This window comes from Candidatus Portiera aleyrodidarum (genome assembly GCF_902713745.1).
Classification (GTDB): Bacteria; Pseudomonadota; Gammaproteobacteria; order Johnevansiales; family Johnevansiaceae; genus Portiera; species Portiera aleyrodidarum_D.
The window spans coordinates 117,652-136,014 of record NZ_CACTJB010000002.1 but is presented as its reverse complement, the minus strand read 5'-3'; the positions used below and the strand labels follow the sequence as shown (position 1 = coordinate 136,014).

13 protein-coding genes are annotated in these 18,363 nt (G+C 24.7%); 10 read left to right on the top strand and 3 right to left on the bottom strand.

Annotated features, from left to right (window positions below; genetic code table 11):
- Positions 1-170: 170 nt before the first annotated feature.
- From dnaE to metE, 6 genes are all read left to right on the top strand, one after another.
- A complete protein-coding gene (dnaE, locus tag H7S46_RS01160) occupies positions 171-2,945 on the top strand; it encodes a DNA polymerase III subunit alpha (RefSeq protein WP_259645841.1) in 2,775 nt (924 codons plus the stop codon).
- A gap of 64 nt (positions 2,946-3,009) precedes the next feature.
- Entirely contained in the window at positions 3,010-3,765 is a 756-nt protein-coding gene (tilS, locus tag H7S46_RS01545; RefSeq protein ID WP_259645840.1) for a tRNA lysidine(34) synthetase TilS, read from the top strand.
- Positions 3,766-3,788: 23 nt separating this feature from the next.
- Positions 3,789-4,277, top strand: a complete 489-nt coding sequence (locus H7S46_RS01540; RefSeq protein WP_259645839.1) for a hypothetical protein — start codon at positions 3,789-3,791, stop codon at positions 4,275-4,277.
- Positions 4,278-4,286: 9 nt separating this feature from the next.
- Positions 4,287-5,537, top strand: coding sequence for a transcription termination factor Rho (gene rho, locus H7S46_RS01150; RefSeq protein WP_183043005.1), 1,251 nt, complete (start codon positions 4,287-4,289; stop codon positions 5,535-5,537).
- 20 nt (positions 5,538-5,557) lie between these two features.
- Positions 5,558-6,643, top strand: coding sequence for a 3-deoxy-7-phosphoheptulonate synthase (locus H7S46_RS01145; protein ID WP_183043004.1), 1,086 nt, complete (start codon positions 5,558-5,560; stop codon positions 6,641-6,643).
- Between the two features lie 17 nt (positions 6,644-6,660).
- Positions 6,661-8,949: a 5-methyltetrahydropteroyltriglutamate--homocysteine S-methyltransferase gene (metE, locus tag H7S46_RS01140; RefSeq protein WP_183043003.1), complete on the top strand. Its 2,289-nt coding sequence runs from the start codon at positions 6,661-6,663 to the stop codon at positions 8,947-8,949.
- A gap of 3,488 nt (positions 8,950-12,437) precedes the next feature.
- On the opposite strand, the gene hisE is transcribed toward metE, so the two are convergent.
- Genes hisE through hslV form a run of 3 tightly spaced genes read right to left on the bottom strand, consistent with a single transcriptional unit; the run spans position 12,438 to position 14,665 of the window.
- Positions 12,438-12,785 carry a phosphoribosyl-ATP diphosphatase gene (gene hisE, locus H7S46_RS01135; RefSeq protein WP_183043002.1) on the bottom strand — a complete coding sequence of 116 codons (348 nt, stop codon included), beginning with the start codon at positions 12,783-12,785 and terminating at the stop codon, positions 12,438-12,440.
- 29 nt (positions 12,786-12,814) lie between these two features.
- Positions 12,815-14,116: an ATP-dependent protease ATPase subunit HslU gene (gene hslU / locus H7S46_RS01130; RefSeq protein ID WP_183043001.1), complete on the bottom strand. Its 1,302-nt coding sequence runs from the start codon at positions 14,114-14,116 to the stop codon at positions 12,815-12,817.
- A 24-nt stretch (positions 14,117-14,140) separates the two neighbouring features.
- Complete coding sequence (hslV, locus tag H7S46_RS01125) at positions 14,141-14,665, bottom strand: ATP-dependent protease subunit HslV (protein WP_183043000.1); 525 nt, start codon at positions 14,663-14,665, stop codon at positions 14,141-14,143.
- Positions 14,666-14,774: 109 nt separating this feature from the next.
- Here hslV and rpmE point away from each other — a divergent pair, with 109 nt between their 5' ends.
- From rpmE to H7S46_RS01105, 4 genes are read left to right on the top strand one after another with little or no spacing between them, the layout of a single operon-like run.
- Complete coding sequence (gene rpmE, locus H7S46_RS01120; RefSeq protein WP_183042999.1) at positions 14,775-14,978, top strand: 50S ribosomal protein L31; 204 nt, start codon at positions 14,775-14,777, stop codon at positions 14,976-14,978.
- Positions 14,978-15,493 carry a shikimate kinase gene (locus tag H7S46_RS01115; RefSeq protein ID WP_183042998.1) on the top strand — a complete coding sequence of 172 codons (516 nt, stop codon included), beginning with the start codon at positions 14,978-14,980 and terminating at the stop codon, positions 15,491-15,493. Before rpmE ends, H7S46_RS01115 begins: the two co-directional genes overlap by 1 nt.
- Positions 15,490-16,590: a 3-dehydroquinate synthase gene (gene aroB, locus H7S46_RS01110; RefSeq protein WP_183042997.1), complete on the top strand. Its 1,101-nt coding sequence runs from the start codon at positions 15,490-15,492 to the stop codon at positions 16,588-16,590. Before H7S46_RS01115 ends, aroB begins: the two co-directional genes overlap by 4 nt.
- A gap of 8 nt (positions 16,591-16,598) precedes the next feature.
- Positions 16,599-18,224 carry an MFS transporter gene (locus tag H7S46_RS01105; protein ID WP_183042996.1) on the top strand — a complete coding sequence of 542 codons (1,626 nt, stop codon included), beginning with the start codon at positions 16,599-16,601 and terminating at the stop codon, positions 18,222-18,224.
- Positions 18,225-18,363: the final 139 nt, after the last annotated feature.

The window sequence follows — 18,363 nt, the reverse complement described above, 5'->3', positions numbered from 1 at the left end:
ACGACGTAATAAAAAAAGGTAAAAAAGTTAAAACTAAATATATTGATAAAGATAAGACATTACTTTAGAAGGAAATTTACAACAAGTAACTGATAATATATAAACACATAAAAATTTATTAAACAAAAAGATAAAAGAAAAAGATTTAATAAATCTTAAACAATAATATTATGAATACCTTTATTCATTTACGCCTTCATAGTGAATTTTCTTTAATAGATAGTATTATCAAAGTAAAATCTTTAATTGAAAATATAAAAAAACTTAAGATACCTGCTATTTGTATAACTGATAAAAATAATATATTTAGTTTAATAAAATATTACAAAATGTCTTTAAAATGTGGAATTAAACCAATAATTGGTTGTGATTTACAACTAAATTCTAAAAACAAGTTATATAGAATAACTTTTTTAGCTATGAATTATATAGGCTATTTTAATTTAATTAAATTAATTACTTTGTCGTCAAAAGGAATCTTAACAAAAAAATATATATTTAAATTTTCAAAAGGCTTAATTGTTCTTTCCGGAGCTAGTAAAGGTGAAATAGGTTATTTATTACATTCAAGAAATATAAAAAAAGCTACTTTAACTTTAAATAAATGGAAAAAAGTATTTAATAATAGGTTTTATTTAGAAATACAAAGAATAGGTTTACAAAATGAAGAAGAACTATTAGCTAAATCAATTGATTTAGCTATTAACACAAACATTCCTGTTGTTGCAACTAATGATGTAATGTTTATAAAAAAAGAAGACTTTGATACACATCAAACAAGAGTTTCTATAAATGAAGGTAAAGTAATTAACAATGCAAATAAAAAAGATTATAGTAAAGAACAATATTTTAAAACGCCAAAAGAAATGATTACTTTATTTAAAGATGTTCCAGAAGCAGTTGAAAATAGTATAATGATTGCAATTCGTTGTAATGTAACATTACATCAAAAAAATGTATTTTTTCCAAACTTTAGTTTGTCTCAAAATATAAATAGAAAAAAATTTTTTATATATTTATCAAATAAAGGATTAAATAATCTGTTAATAACAAATAATTTATTAAAAATAAACAACATTATCAAATATAAAAATAGATTATATGACGAAATTAATTCTATTGTTACTATGGGATTTATTGAATATTTTTTAATAGTTATGAACTTTATTAAATGGGCAAAAAAAACAAATATCCCTGTAGGTCCTGGAAGAGGTTCAGGAGCTGGATCTTTAGTTGCTTATTCGTTAACAATAACAGATATTGATCCTATAAAATATGATCTTTTATTTGAAAGATTTCTGAACCCTGAAAGAATTAATATGCCTGATTTTGATGTCGATTTTTGTATGGAACAACGTGATAAAGTAATAAACTATGTAACTAATTTATATGGCAACAAGTTAGTAGCACATATTGCTACTTTTAGCACAATGACAGCAAAATCTGTAATTAGAGATGTGACTAGAGTAAAAGGGAAACCTTATTGGTTTGGTTATAAATTATCAAAGTTAATACCTTCTGATTTAGGCATGAATTTAAAGAAAGCGTTTAATAAATCATTAGAATTACAAAATTTAATTAAAAATAATGAAGAAGCTAATGAAATTTGGATAATGTCTTTAAAATTAGAAGGTATAATTAAAGGAATAGGAAAACATGCGGGCGGAATAATAATTGCTCCTACAAAATTAATTAATTTTTCTCCAATATTATGTGATAATCAAGGAAAAAATATAATACAATTTGATAAAAATGATATAAAATATTTAGGTTTAATTAAATTTGATTTTTTAGGCTTAAGAACTTTAACAGTTATTTATTATACTTTCAAATTAATAAATAAATCAATAAAAAAAACAATAGAGTTTAATAATATTCCTTTAAATGATTTAAAATCTTTTGAATTGTTAAAAAAAGCTGAAACTTATTCTATTTTTCAATTAGAATCACAAGGTATGAAAGAATTAATAAAAAAATTAAAACCAAATAATATAAATGATATAATATCTTTGATCGCTTTATTTAGACCGGGTCCTTTAAATTCAGGAATGGTAGATGAATTTATAAGAAGAAAAAATGGTAAAAAAATAAATTATGAAAATTTGAATACCTTAATCAAACCAATCTTAAAGTCAACTTATGGAATAATTTTATATCAAGAACAGGTAATGAAAATTACTAAGTTATTAACGGGTTTTAGCCTTGGAAAATCAGATTTAATTCGTCGTGTCATAGAAAAAGATCAAAATAAAAATATTAAAAAATATCGTATAAAATTTTTAAAAAATTGCATTAATAATAACATAAAACATTATATTGCAATGAAAAGTTTTGAATTTATAAAGAAATTTGCAGGTTATGGTTTTAATAAATCGCATTCAACTGCTTATGGTTTAATTTCTTACATAACAATATGGTTGAAAAGTAATTATCCTAGCCAGTATATGGCCTCTGTTTTATCCACAGAATTATTTAATTTAGATAAATTAATACAAAGTCTAGCCGAATGTAAAAGAATGAACTTAAAAATTTTTTCTCCTGATATAAACATAAGTAAGTATAAATTTAGTGTAAATGCACTAAATAATATTATTTATGGATTAGGCGCTATAAAAGGAATAGGTGAAGAATTTATAAAAAAAATAATTAGTTTTAGAAAAAAATATGGTAAATTTTATGATTTATTTGATTTTTGTAAATGTATAGAATTAAAATTTTTAAATAAACGTAATTTATCTGCTTTAATATTTTCTGGTAGCTTTGATAAGATTGGTCCATCTCAGATAAAAAATTGGTATACGATTAATAGTGCAATAAAAATTGGTTATCAGAATAAAAATAATATAATAATGGGAATTAAGGATTTATTTAAGAATATAGACTATAAAAACTGTGAATATGTTAAACAATTTAAAAATATAGAAATATTACAAGGCGAAAAATAATTTAGGATTAAATATAACTTTTCTAAATTCTTAATTAAAGAAAATCTTAAAATATAAAAAACTTATGCAGCAATTATCACAACATTATTTGTATTCACTAATCAAATCTTTAAATATAAAAAACTTATGGATTGCTTTATCTGGAGGTAGAGACAGTATATGTTTATTAGAGATAACATATAAATCATTAAAAAAATTAAAACAAAATAATTCAATACCTAAAGTATATGCTATTCATGTTAATCATTACATGAATAAATACTCTGAAAATTGTGAAAAGTTTTGTATTGAAATTTGTAATAGGTTTAATATTCCTTTAATAATTAAAAGACAAAACAAAAACAAATATATAACAAATAAAGAATTATCAGCTCGTAATTTTAGATATTTTTGGTTTACTTATTATTTAAATAAAAATGATGTTATTTTTATAGCACATAACAATGATGATCAAATAGAAAATTTGATGTTAAAAATAGTTAAAGGATGTGGAACCTCTGGATTATCAAGTATTCCTTATAAACGTAAATTGGGTTATGGATTTTTACTTAGACCTTTATTAAATACAAAACGTAATACAATAAATAATTATATAAAAAAAAATAGGCTTAATTGGTTTGAAGATAAAACAAATTTCAATCTAAAGTTTGATCGTAATTATTTAAGACATAATATAATACCTAAAATAAAACTTAGGTGGCCATGTTTTTATATTACATTAAATAAATGCATTGAAAAATTTAAAGAATCAAAATATTTATTAAATGAATTTTCACAAGAGATATTTAAACTTCTTTTTTTTTTAAAAAAATCTATATAAAACATTTAATAAAACTTTCTTATATGAGAATAAGAAAATTCATTATTTTTTGTTTTAAACATATAGGTTATATCAATCCATCAAACAACAAAATAAATGAATTAATTAACCAAATATTTAATGCAAACTTTTCTTCTTCAATATTAGTTAACTTTAAGAATATTGAAGCTAGAATTTGGAAAGGAATTTTATATATTACAAATTATTATAAAAATAAACCTGAAAATATATTTTATAGTTGGGATTTATATTGTGTTAATAAATTTAATCTTAATTTTTTAAATCTAAAAGGAGGAGAAAAAATAATAAAATATGGTAAAATAAAAAGGATAAAAAGTTTATTACAAAAATTATCAATTACACCGTGGGAATACAAAAAGTTTATAATTATTTCTTATAAAAATAAAATAGTAGCTGCTTTAAACAATACTTTTGCTTTAGTGTCTGATAATTGGAGTGCTAAAATTAAAATCAAATATCCTTTTATTAAAAATAGAAATTATTTTTTATAAATATTATATATGAATTTAAATGAACTAAAAAAAAAAAATGTACAGGAATTATTAAACTTAGCTATGTCTATGAAAATAGACAATATCTTACGCTCTAAAAAACAAGATATTATATTTTCTATTCTAAAAAAACAAGCTAAAGGTGGAGAAGATATTTATGGAGAAGGCGTTTTAGAAATTTTACAAGAAGGTTTTGGTTTTTTAAGAAGTTCGGATAGTTCTTATCAACCTGGCCCTGACGATATATATGTTTCTCCGTCACAAATTAGACGGTTTAATTTACGTAAAGGTGATAGTATTTATGGTAAAATACGGCCTCCAAAAAATGGTGAAAGATATTTTGCTTTATTAAAAATAAATAAAATAAATTTTGATAGAATAGAAACTGCTAAACAAAAAATTTTATTTGAAAATTTAACTCCATTATTTCCAAATTATAGATTAATTATGGATTGTTCTAATGAAGATTTAACTTCTAGAATTTTAGATTTGGTAGCACCAATTGGTAAAGGTCAGCGTGGTTTAATTGTTTCACCACCAAAAGCGGGCAAAACTATGCTAATGCAAAATATAGCTAATTCAATAGTACGCAATAGCCCTGAATGTTATTTAATTTTTTTATTAATTGATGAACGACCTGAAGAAGTCACTGAAATGTCTCGAACGGTAATTGGTGAAGTTATTGCATCGACATTTGATGAACCGCCTACCAGACATGTTCAAGTAGCTGAAATGGTTATAGAAAAAGCTAAAAGATTAGTTGAACATAAAAAAGATGTCGTTATAATGTTAGATTCTCTGACTAGATTAGCCAGAGCTTACAATACAATAGTTCCTTCTTCTGGAAAAATATTAACAGGGGGAGTAGATTCAAATGCTCTTGAAAAACCCAAAAGATTCTTTGGCGTAGCCCGTAATATAGAAGAAGGTGGAAGCTTAACTATTTTAGCATCCGCTTTAATAGATACTGGCTCAAAAATGGATGATATAATTTTTGAAGAATTTAAAGGCACAGGTAATATGGAAGCACATTTAGATCGTAAATTAGCTGAAAAAAGAGTGTTTCCTGCAATAAATATTAGGAGGTCAGGTACTCGGAGAGAGGATTTATTATGTAGTGAAAAAGAAATACAACGGATGTGGATTTTAAGGAAATTATTACATACTATGGAAGATGTAACAGCCACAGAATTATTAATTGAAAGATTAAAAAATACGAAAAATAATATAGAATTTTTTGAATCAATGAAAAGAAGATAAATAAGGAAAGGAATTTAGTTATGAAATATGCTTCATATTATGAAAGTTATTATAAAATGGTCAAAAAAATTGATAAGATTAAGTGCTATCAACAATTACCCAGTATAATAGAAATACGTAAAGCTATTCCTATAAATTCTGTAATTAGGAATATTATTAAGTTACAAAGAAAAGCAATTAAAAATATATTAAATGGTAATGATAAAAGATTATTAGTTATAGTAGGTCCTTGTTCAATTCACGACACAACTTCAGCATTAGAATATGCTAATAAATTAAAAAAATTATCTAAGGAATTAGAGGATCAAATGTTAGTTGTAATGCGTGCTTATATAGAAAAACCTAGAACTAATATTGGATGGAAAGGCTTCTTATATGACCCATTTTTAGATGAAAGCAATGATCTGAAGTATGGAATTTATATCTCTAGAAAACTTATGTATGATATAAGTATCATAGGTTTACCTATTTCGAATGAGATATTAAATCCAATAACATCAGGATTTTTTGAAGATCTTATTAGTTGGGGGGCTATTGGAGCAAGAACAACAGAATCTCAAATTCATAGAGAAGTTGTGAGTGGGGTATCCTTTCCAATAGGTTTTAAAAATGGAACTGATGGAAATATAGAAATAGCTATCGATGCAATTAAAACAGCAGAAAATAAACATTTTCACATAGGTATAGATCAAACAGGAAGAATTTCTATTATAAAAACAAAAGGTAATTTAAATACACACTTAATACTTAGAGGTGGAAATAATGGACCTAATTATTATAAAAATAATATAAATTTATACTGTCAATTAATGACACGGAAAGGTATTAAAAATAAAATTATGGTAGATTGTAGTCATTCAAATAGTGGCAAAAATCCTGACAATCAAGAAAGGGTTTTAGAAAATATAATAGAACAACGAATATCTGGTAATAAATCGTTAATAGGAATAATGTTAGAAAGTAATATAAACAGTGGTTCACAACATTTAAGCAACAATCTTAAATATGGAGTGTCCATAACTGATGGCTGTTTAAGTTGGCTAGAAACAGAAAACTTACTTCGTAAAACAGCCATCAAAATGCGAAAAAATATAACAAAATTATAAACAAAAGGTTATTTTAAATGATTAAAACACATATTTTAGGATTTCCGAGGATAGGTAGTAATAGAGAATTAAAAAAAGCATTAGAATCATATTGGAAAAAAGATATTAAGTTAAAAACATTAGAAGAAATTGGAAAAAAAATTAGAGAAAAAAATTGGATTACACAATATAAAGCAGGATTATCTTATGTAAGTGTAGGAGATTTCTCTTTTTATGATCATATTTTAAATATGTCCACAATGATAGGTTTAATTCCTAAAAGATTTAAGCATAGTAAAAATAGTATGGTGGATATAACTACATATTTTAATATGGCTCGAGGATGTACAATAAAAGGAAACACTATTTCGGCCTGTGAAATGACAAAATTTTTTGATACAAATTATCATTATATTGTGCCTGAGCTAGAAATAACTAATAAGTTTTATTTATCAAATAACAATGTTTTTAATGAGGTGAAAGAATGTCAAACCTTAGGTTTAAAACCTAAAGTAGTTTTATTTGGTCCTATAACATTTTTATGGTTAGCAAAATCATCCGTTAATAAACTTAATTTTTTACCATCACTAATTAATGTATTTTCTAAAATCTTAAAAAAATTAGAAAAACAAAATGTTGAATGGGTACAAATTGATGAACCTGTTTTAGTCGTTGAACTTCCGCAAATATGGAAGGATTCATTTGAACTCGCTTATAAAAAAATATCCAAAACAATAAAAAAATTAAAACTTATGATAGCTACTTATTTTGGAGGAATAGGTAAGAATATAGATCTGGTTTTATCGTTACCTATTAAAAATATACATCTTGATTTAGTTAGAGCACCTAAAGAAATAGATTTTATTATAAAAAATTTTCCTAATAATAAGATATTGTCTATTGGGATAATAAATGGTAGAAATATTTGGAAAGCAAATTTAAAAAATAATTTAAAAAAATTAAAAAGCATTAATAAATTTCTTAAAAATAGAATGTGGATCTCATCCAGTTGTTCTTTTATTCATATTCCTATTACTTTAAGTAAAGAAAAAAAAATAACTAAGAAAATTTTAAATTGGTTATCATTTGCAAGACAAAAATTAGATGAAATTGTTGTATTATCTAAATGCATAAATAGTATTTGTGAAACTGATAATAATTATATAAAGGATAATACGAAAGCAATAGAATCAAGAAAAGTTTGTCATATTGTGAATTCTAATTTTGTAAAAGACCGTATAAAACAAATAAAAACTAATTATTTACAGCGTAATCATTCCTACTTAATTCGTAAACAATTACAACATAAAAAACTTCAACTACCTTTATTTCCAACAACTACAATCGGCTCATTTCCTCAAACTAATATAATAAGACTTGCTAGAAAAAATCTTAAAATAGGTAAATTAAATATTGAAGCCTATGAACAGATAATGCGTTATCAAATATTGTTTATAACAGCTAAACAAACAATTTATGATCTTGATCTTTTTGTACATGGTGAACCAGAAAGAAATGATATGGTAGAATACTTTGGTGAGAATCTAAAAGGTTTTGTTTTTACTATTAATGGTTGGGTTCAAAGTTATGGATCGCGGTGTGTTAAACCTCCAATAATATATGGCGATATTAAACGTAAAAAACCTATTACTGTAAAATGGATTAAGTACGCACAAAACAATAGTTTAAAGCCAGTTAAAGGTATGTTAACAGGTCCAGTTACAATATTACAGTGGTCTTTTGAACGTGATGATCAATCCAAAGAAACAACTTGCAAACAAATAGCCCTAGCTTTACGCGATGAAGTAAAAGATTTAGAAAAAGCAGGAATTAAAGCGATTCAAATAGATGAACCTGCTTTGCGCGAAGGTTTACCGTTAAATAAAAAAGATTTTAAATATTATTTAAATTGGGCTATATCATGCTTTAAAATTTCATCATCTATAGTAAAAGATGAAACACAAGTTCACACACATATGTGTTATTCTCAGTTTAATGATATTATAGCATATATTTCTGAAATGGATGCAGATGTAATAACTATCGAAACCGCTAGATCAAATATGACGTTATTAAATGCTTTTAAACTTTTTGAATATCCAAATGAAATTGGACCTGGAATATATGACATACATACAACAAACATACCAAACATAAAATATATGATTAATTTAATACAAAAAGCTGCTAAAAGCATATCAAAAGATAGGATCTGGATAAATCCTGATTGTGGATTAAAAACTAGAAAATGGGAAGAGGTAGATTCTTCATTAAAAAATATGGTAAAAGCAGCTTATAAATTAAGAAATTACTTTAACAAAAAATAAAAAGCATTAACTTAAAATTTAAAATAAAACTAAACTAGTCTAAACATCCACGAAACGAACACTGACACTCCACTAAACCAAACACCTCAATAACAAATCAAAACATTACAACTTAAAAAAAACCAAAACAGACCAATCCAACTTAACTAACACAACTTGAAATGAAATAACTTAACTTAATGTAATTTTTTTTAATACAATACAAACCATTACAAAGCAATTTAATTTAAACCAATACAATACAATGTAATTTAATTTAATTTAAACCACAAAGCATTAACTAAACCTAACTTACATTACAACACAACAACTACATTAAATTAACCTACAACACACTAATTTACACAACACTTAATGTAAAAACAAAACAAACAATTCAAATTCAACTCAATACAAACTTACAAAGCACTAATAACAACTTACAAAACATTACACACCATTACATTAACTTATATTAACTTAAAAAAAACCCAAACTAAACTAAACTAAACTAACCCAACACAACACAACACAACACAACTTAACTTAACCCAACTTAACTTAATACAAATTACACAAACACACTACACTAAAACAATTCAAAACACAATATTACATTAACTTATATTTAACTTACAAAAACAAACAAACAAACAAACTAATCCTAAACATATACAACTTAATGTAATTTAATTTAAACCATTACAAAACATTAACTCAATACAACCACACCACATTACATTACATTACACATTCAAACTACACAAACTAACTTAACTTAATACAAAGCAAAGCAACACAACTAATAACAACTTACAAAACAAAACAACTTATTACACCAAACTATTACAAACCACATAACATAACAAGTTAAGTTAAGTTAAGTTAAAACCACACCACAACAACTTAAACAATTAATGTAAACTAACACAACATTACATTACATTACATTAACTTAACAAATACTTACACTACAACAACTAACTTACACTACACAAACAAACTAATACAAACCACAAAAACATACCACAACTTGAAATAACTTAAATTAAATTAAACTAAACTTAACTTAATAATGTAAACCATTACATTACACTAATATATTATATTAACACATAAAAGAACATAACATAACATAACATAACAACAACACTTCAAATCAAATCAAAACAAATAACATAAAAGAACATAACATAACATAACATAACAGCACTGAACGTTTCAAATAAAATAAAATAAAAACAAATAAAATAAAATCATCTCAATTCGTTTCAAAAACAAATCAAATCAAAACACTTCAAAACAATCAAAACATTACAACTTAATCCAAAACATACCACTTCAAAACATAACAACATAACATAACATAACATAACTTAAAACAAAACAAAACAAAACAAAACAAATAAAATAAAAACACTTCAAAAAATATCAAGTCAAAACAAAAGACTTCATAACATAACAACATAACATAACATAACTTAAAACAAAACAATTCAAAACAATTTAAATCATTTCAAAACACTTCAAAACAATCAAAACATACCATAACAACTTAAATCAAATCAAATCATCTCAATTCGTTTCAAATAAAATAAAAACACTTCATATCAAAACAATTTAATTTAAAACACTTCAAAACAAATCAAATCAAATCAAGTCAAAAAAAGTCAAGTCAAGTCAACACAAATCAAGTCAAAAACAAAACAACTTAAAAAAATTTAAAAAAAAAACAATTTAAATGACTTCAAAACATTACAACTTAATCAAAAACACTTCAAAACATACCACTTCAAAAACAATTCAAAACAACTTAAAACAAAACAAAACAATTTAAATCAACTTAAAACAAATAAAATAAAAGAACAGAACAAAGAACATAACATAAAAGAACATAACAGAACACAACACAACACAACACTTCACTTCAAAACACTTCAGAACATAACAGAACAGAACAGAACAACATAACTTAACTTAACACAACTTATATTAAAGCATAACTTAAAACACTTCAAATCGTATCGTATCGTTTCAAAACAAATAAAATAAAATAAAATCAAATCAAAAACAAATAAAATAAAAGAACACAAAATAACACAACAACTTACAACACTTCAGAACACAACACAACAGAACAAATAAAATCAAATGATATCAATTCAATTCAACATCAACAAATCAAACAACATCTCAACACATACCATAACATAAAATAACAAACCATAACATAACATAACATAACACTTCATCTCATCTCACACTCAAACTCACACTCAAAGCAACTTAAACAACATATAACAACATTACACAACTTAAATTATATTAAACAACACTTCAAAAACAAACCATTACAAAAACAATTCAAAACAACTTAAAACAAAACAACTCAAAACACTTCAAAACAACATAACATAAATCAAATCAAAACAAAACAAAACAAAACAACACAACAGCAAAGCAAATCAAATCATTACAAATAAAAACAATTCGTTTCAAAACATATCAACACAATTTAATTTAAAACAAATAAAATAAAACATCAACTACACAACACTACACTACACAACAACATCAATTCATATCAAAGAAAATTCAAAGCTCAATTCATTTCATTTCAAAACATATCAACTTAAAAAAAACAACTCAACAACAACTCACCCCACTAAACTAAACTAAACCACACTAAACTATTACAAACCACACCAACTCAAATACAACGTAACGTAACTCCCCAACAAAGAAAATCAAACCAACTCAAAAGAAAAGAAAAGAAATTCAATTCACACTAAACCATTTAAAACTAAACCATTACATTACACAACACAACAACTTAAAATAAAATAAATTAGTGTAAATTAAATTAACTTATATTATATTAACTTAAAAAAAAATAACTTAATCAAAACCATTCCATTCCATTCCATTCCATTACAAAGCATAAAGCATAAACCATTACATTACACAAACATACCACATAACATAACACAACAACTTAATCAAAACCAATTCATATCAACTCCCACTAAACTATTACAAACCACATAACATAACACCACAAAACAAACAAAACAATCAATCCAAAACACTTCCACACTAAACTATTACAACTTATATTAAACCATTACACACCACATTAACACAACACAACAAATAACAACACAAAGCATATCAAAGCAAAGCAAATCAAATCAAATCAAATCAACAACAAATCAAATCATATCATATCAATTCAAACCAATACAAAAAACAATTCAAAAACACTAAACTAAACTAACTTAACTTAAATTAAATTAATGTAATGTAATGTAAACCATTACAAAAAACAATTCAAACCACAACTTTAAACAATCAAAAACATTACAAAAACAAAACAATCAAATAAAAGAACAAATCATATCAAAACAAAACAAAACAAAAGACTTCAATCCACTAAACATACCACACCACACCACAAAACAACTTAAACCACATTAATCCATTACAAAAACAATTCAAACTTAACAAACCTAAATATTTAATCGATTATTTTTTTCTTCAAAACCTGAAATATTTAACCGTTTAGATAATTCTTCTACAATTTCTGGTTTTCCAATTTCTAAAAAAGAAATACAAATTAAAATATGAAAACATAAATCTGCTGTTTCTTTTATTATTTCATAACGTAATAACTTATCAAAACATTTGTTTTCTTTATATTTTTGAATAGCTATAATTAATTCATTAGTTTCTTCATTTAGTTTTTTTAAAAGTTTTTTTATACCGTTGTTATATAATGAAGAAACATAAGAGCTTTTATGATCTGAATGTTTACGGTTTTGTAAAATAAAAAATAATTTTTCTAAAAGTTTGTCCATTTTTTGTTGTTATTCCTTTTATATTATTATTAAAGTATATATTTTGTGTAATCTTCTTTATGAACTAAATTATCCAAATTTTTTTCTACATATTCTTTATTTACTATTATTTTATGTTCTATTTCATTACCTTTATACATTGGGACTTCTAATAACATTTCCATAACGGTATGTAATCTACGTGCTCCAATATTCTCTGTACATTCGTTAATTGAATACGCTATTTCTGCAATACGTTTAATGCCTTCTTTAGTAAATTCTATTTTAATCCCTTCAGTTTTAAGTAATGCTTGATATTGTCGTGTTAAAGCCGAAGATGGTTCTGTAAGAATTCTTTCAAAATCTTTTGGTGTTAATGCAGATAATTCCACATGTATTGGCAACCTACCTTGTAACTCCGGAATTAAATCAGATGGTTTTGACAAATGAAAAGCACCAGATGCTATAAAAAGTATATGATCTGTTTTTATCATACCATATCTTGTTGATACTGATGAACCTTCAATTAAAGGCAATAAATCTCTTTGTACGCCTTCTCTTGAAATTTCCGTACCATTATTGTCCCCACTTCGTCTAACAATTTTATCAATTTCATCAATAAAAACTATACCATTTTGTTCAACCGCTTCAATAGCACTTTTTTTTATAGTTTCATCACTTATTAATTTAGCTGACTCTTCCTCCATTAATAATTTTCTTGCTTCTCCAATTGTAATTATACGATTTTCACGATTTTGTTTATTTATATTATAAAATATACTTTGTAATTGATTAGCCATTTCTTCCATACCAGGTGGTGTCATAATATCAATACCTGATACTTTTTGAGTAATTTTAATATCTATTTCTTTATTTTCTAATTCACCGTTACGTAATTTGTTTATAATAATTTTTCTGTTGTCAATATTATCATTTTCTTTATTTTTTGATGATAAAATCGCATCTATTATTCTTTCTTCAACTGCATATTTAGCTTTATTTCTTATTTGTTTATTAGCTTTTTCTTTTACTAATTTAATAGCAATTTCTATTAGGTCACGAATTATAGATTCAACATCCCGACCAACATAACCTACTTCTGTAAATTTCGTTGCTTCAACTTTTAAAAACGGTGCTTTAGCTAATAAAGCTAATCTTCTAGCAATTTCTGTTTTTCCGACACCTGTTGGTCCAATCATTAAAATATTTTTTGGTGTTATTTCTGAACGTAAATTATAATCTAATTGCATTCTTCTCCATCTATTTCTTAATGCAATAGCAACAGCTTTTTTAGCTTTTTCTTGTCCAATAATATATTTATTTAATTCTTCTACTATTTTTTTTGGAGTCATATTTTAACCTACCATTTATTTTTTTTAATAATCCAATAATTCTATAGTTATGTTTTTATTTGTAAAAACACATATTTCCGCAGCTATAGAAATACTTTTTTTTACTATATCAAAAGCTGATATGTTAGTGTTTTCTAACAGGGCCATAGCAACAGCCTTAGCATAATTTCCGCCTGATCCAATAGTAATTATGCCATTTTCCGGTTCTAAAATATCTCCAATTCCTGTAATAATTAAAGATATATTTTTATCAGCTACTGCTAACATAGCTTCTAATCTACGTAAAACTCTATCATTTCTCCATTCTTTTGCTAATTCAACTGAAGCTTTAATTAAATTACCTTGAAATTTTTCAAGTTGTGCTTCAAATAATTCAAATAATGTAAATGCATCTGCTGTGCCTCCAGCAAATCCAGATAATACTTGACCTTTATACACTTTACGTACTTTAGAAGCATTACCTTTTACTACTGTATTTCCCAGAGTAACTTGGCCATCTCCTGCTATAGCAACTTTATTATTTTTTCTTACGGAAACTATTGTTGTCATTTATATAACTCTATTAATTTATTTTATATTATTAATTGCTTATTCTTAATTTTTATTTTACTATAAAAATAAAAAAAATATATATTTACTGTATTATCAATTAAAAATTATGAAAAAAAATATTCATCCTAAATATAAGAATGTTATAATAAAATGTTCGTGTGGTAAATTGTTTAATATAAAATCTACTTTAAAAAAAAATTTATTTATTGAGATTTGTTCACATTGTCATCCAATATATTGCGGCAAACAAAAAAAAATAAATATAGGAAATAGAATTGATAGATTTAATAAACAGTTTGGTAAAAAATAATGTTATACAATAATCTTGTTTTGATCGGACCTATGGGATCAGGAAAAAGTACAATTGGAAAGATATTATCTAATAAATTTAAATGTAATTTTTATGATTTAGATAATGAACTTGAAAAAATTTGTGGCTGTAAAATTAGTGACATTTTTTTATTAGAAGGAGAAAATAGTTTTCGCAAAAGAGAAAATAAAATAATAAAAGATTTGTCTCTAAAAAATGGAGTAGTAATTTCCACAGGTGGTGGTAGTATAATTAATGTAAACAATCTACAATTATTAAGAACTAAATGTATATTTATTTATTTATTTACTTCAGTTTATAATCAAATAAAACGTCTAGAAAATAATACAAATGATCGTCCTTTATTAAAATGCAAAGATTACAAAAAAAAAATATATAAAATCTTTAAAACCCGTGAACCTTTTTATCATTATATGGCAGATATTATCATCAACACTGAAAAAAAAATAGAATTAATTATTAAAGAAATAAAAAAAAGGATATATTTTCTTTGAAAATCATTAAAATAAATATTTTAAAAAGTACTTACCCAATTTTTATAGGAACAGGTTTATTAAAAAAGGGTGTATATACCCCTTATATATTTGGGAAACAAATAATGATTGTAACGAACAAGATTTTATCATCTTTATATTTAAATTGTTTAAAAAAAACATTACATTTATATAATGTAAAAGTAATGATTTTACCAGACGGAGAAAAATACAAAAATATTACATCGGTTAATAATATATGGGATTTGCTTATAAAATATGGGTTTAATCGTAAAAGCACAGTTATTTCTCTAGGTGGTGGAGTGATAGGGGATATTTCAGGTTTTACTGCATCTTGTTATCAAAGAGGTATTTCAATAATACATATTCCTACTACTTTATTATCTCAAGTAGACTCTTCAATTGGAGGAAAGACAGGTGTAAATCATGAACAAGTAAAAAATATGATTGGATCTTTTTTTCAACCAAAAGCAGTAATTATAGATGCAGATCTAATTAATACATTAAATAATAGAGAAATATCTGCTGGCGTAGCAGAAATTATAAAATATAGTTTAATATGTGATTATAAATTTTTTAAAAAATTAGAAAAAAATATAACAAAATTATTAAATTTAAATAAACAGTTTTTGTTATTTTCTATTTTAAAAAGTTGTCTTATAAAATCTAAGTTTGTTATAAAAGATGAAAAAGAAAATAATATAAGAGCTTTGCTTAATTTAGGACACACATTTGGTCATTCTATTGAACAATATAAAGGATATGGTAATTGGTTGCATGGTGAAGCTATATCTGTGGGTATAATGATCGCAACAAAACTTTCCATATATTTAGGCAAGCTTAAAGAAAAAAATTTATATAGAATATCTAATTTATTATCAAATTCTAATCTTCCTGTATATATTCCTTTAGATATGAAATCAAAAAATTTTATTAAGTTAATAAAATTAGATAAAAAAAATTTATATGAAAAAATAAGATTAATATTATTAAATAATATAGGTAATGCTCATATAAAAAATAATATCAATGAAAACTTATTATGTAATTTAATAGATTTTTTACCTAAAAAAAATAAAGTTATTTTGAATAGGTAGTAATAATTATGCTCATCTCAACACAACAATCTTTTAAATCAAAAAATAAAATACCAAATAAAAAAAATAGTTTATTTACCCCATTAACATTTAAACCTTTTAGAATTATATGGTTTGCCGATTTAATTGCAAATTTAGGAACTTGGGCACAATCTGTAGCATCTGTTTGGATTTTAACGGAATTTCACGCCAGTTCTATAACTTTAGCCATGATACAAGTCGTTACCGCCTTACCTTTAGTTTTATTATCGATTATTTCTGGTGTATGGGCTGATAATTATGATAGACGTAAACTTATGTTAATGGGAATGTTTTTAGAATTTACTGGTGGGGCTTTAATAACGTCTTTCGCTTTTATTGGATATTTAACCTCTACAAAATTAATATTATCTATTTTAGGAATGTCTATAGGTGCTTCTTTAGCAGTACCTGCTTGGCAGGCCGCAATAAATGAACAAGTTTCTAAAAATCAAGTTACTAATGCTGTAATTTTAAACAGTGTTAATTATAATTTTGCAAGAGCGGTAGGGCCAATAATTGGAGGCATTCTTATAAACACAGTTGGCACTGCTTGGGTATTTTTATTAAATTGTTTATGTTATTTAGGATTAATTTGGGCTGTATGGCAATGGAAACAGATTTATCCAAAAAGAATTTTACCACCAGAACATATATTTGAAGGGGTAATTTCAGCATTAAAATTTGCTAAATATTCTAAAGTTATGAGATCTGTTATGTTAAGATCTTTTGTTTTTGGTCTTTCAGCTAGTGCTTTGTGGGCGTTGCTTCCAGTTTTAGCTAATACTAAAGATTCAATATATGGTTATATGTTGGGAGCGTTAGGTACAGGCGCTATAATTGGTAGTGCAATAGTAAATAAATTATGTAACTATGTCGATGTAAATAAAATGATTAGTTCTGCTTCACTGCTATTAAGCATAGTAATGCTTTTAATTGGAAGTTTAAATATCAAATTATTAATTTTTGGAGTTCTAATGATAGGAGGGAGTTGTTGGATTACAGTATTAGCAAGTTATAATTCATCAGTTCAAATGCTAGTGCCTGATTGGGTTAAAGCTAGAGCTTTAGCACTTTATCAAACTATGTTATATGCAGGTTTAGCAATTGGTTCTTTTTGTTGGGGGCATATAGCTAGTATTATAAATGTCAATTTTGGATTAAAAATAGCAGGTTTATTACTGTTAACAACTACTATAGCTTTAATAAATTTTAAATTACCCAAATTAGATGAGAAATATAATAGTGTTATGCATCAAAATCATTTACAACCTAAATACAAATTAGAATTTTCTAAATATAAAGAATCAATAATAGTATCAATTGAATATTGTATACCTTGTGATAAAACAAATGAATTTATTAATCTTATTATTAAATTAAGAAATGTTAGATTACGTAATGGTGCAAAATCGTGGGCTTTATATCGTAATGTTGCAGCTAAAGAAATTTGGCAAGAAATATTTTTAATACGTAATTGGTTGTGTTATTTAAGAATGTTAAGTAGAATAACAATTGCAGATAAAATTATAATAGATAAAGTTAATAAAATGCATTTAGGCTTAAAACCACCTAGAACATATCAAGGAATACAACAAATAAAACCAAAAAAATAAATTATTATAATTTATCTATTATTTTTTTCCATAATCGCAAGAACCAATTATTATACATTGTAATGTGATTTACAATGCTAACAGCTGCTTTTTCTTTTTTACGTGTTTTATTTTCTATATAATTAGTTTTTTTACGTAA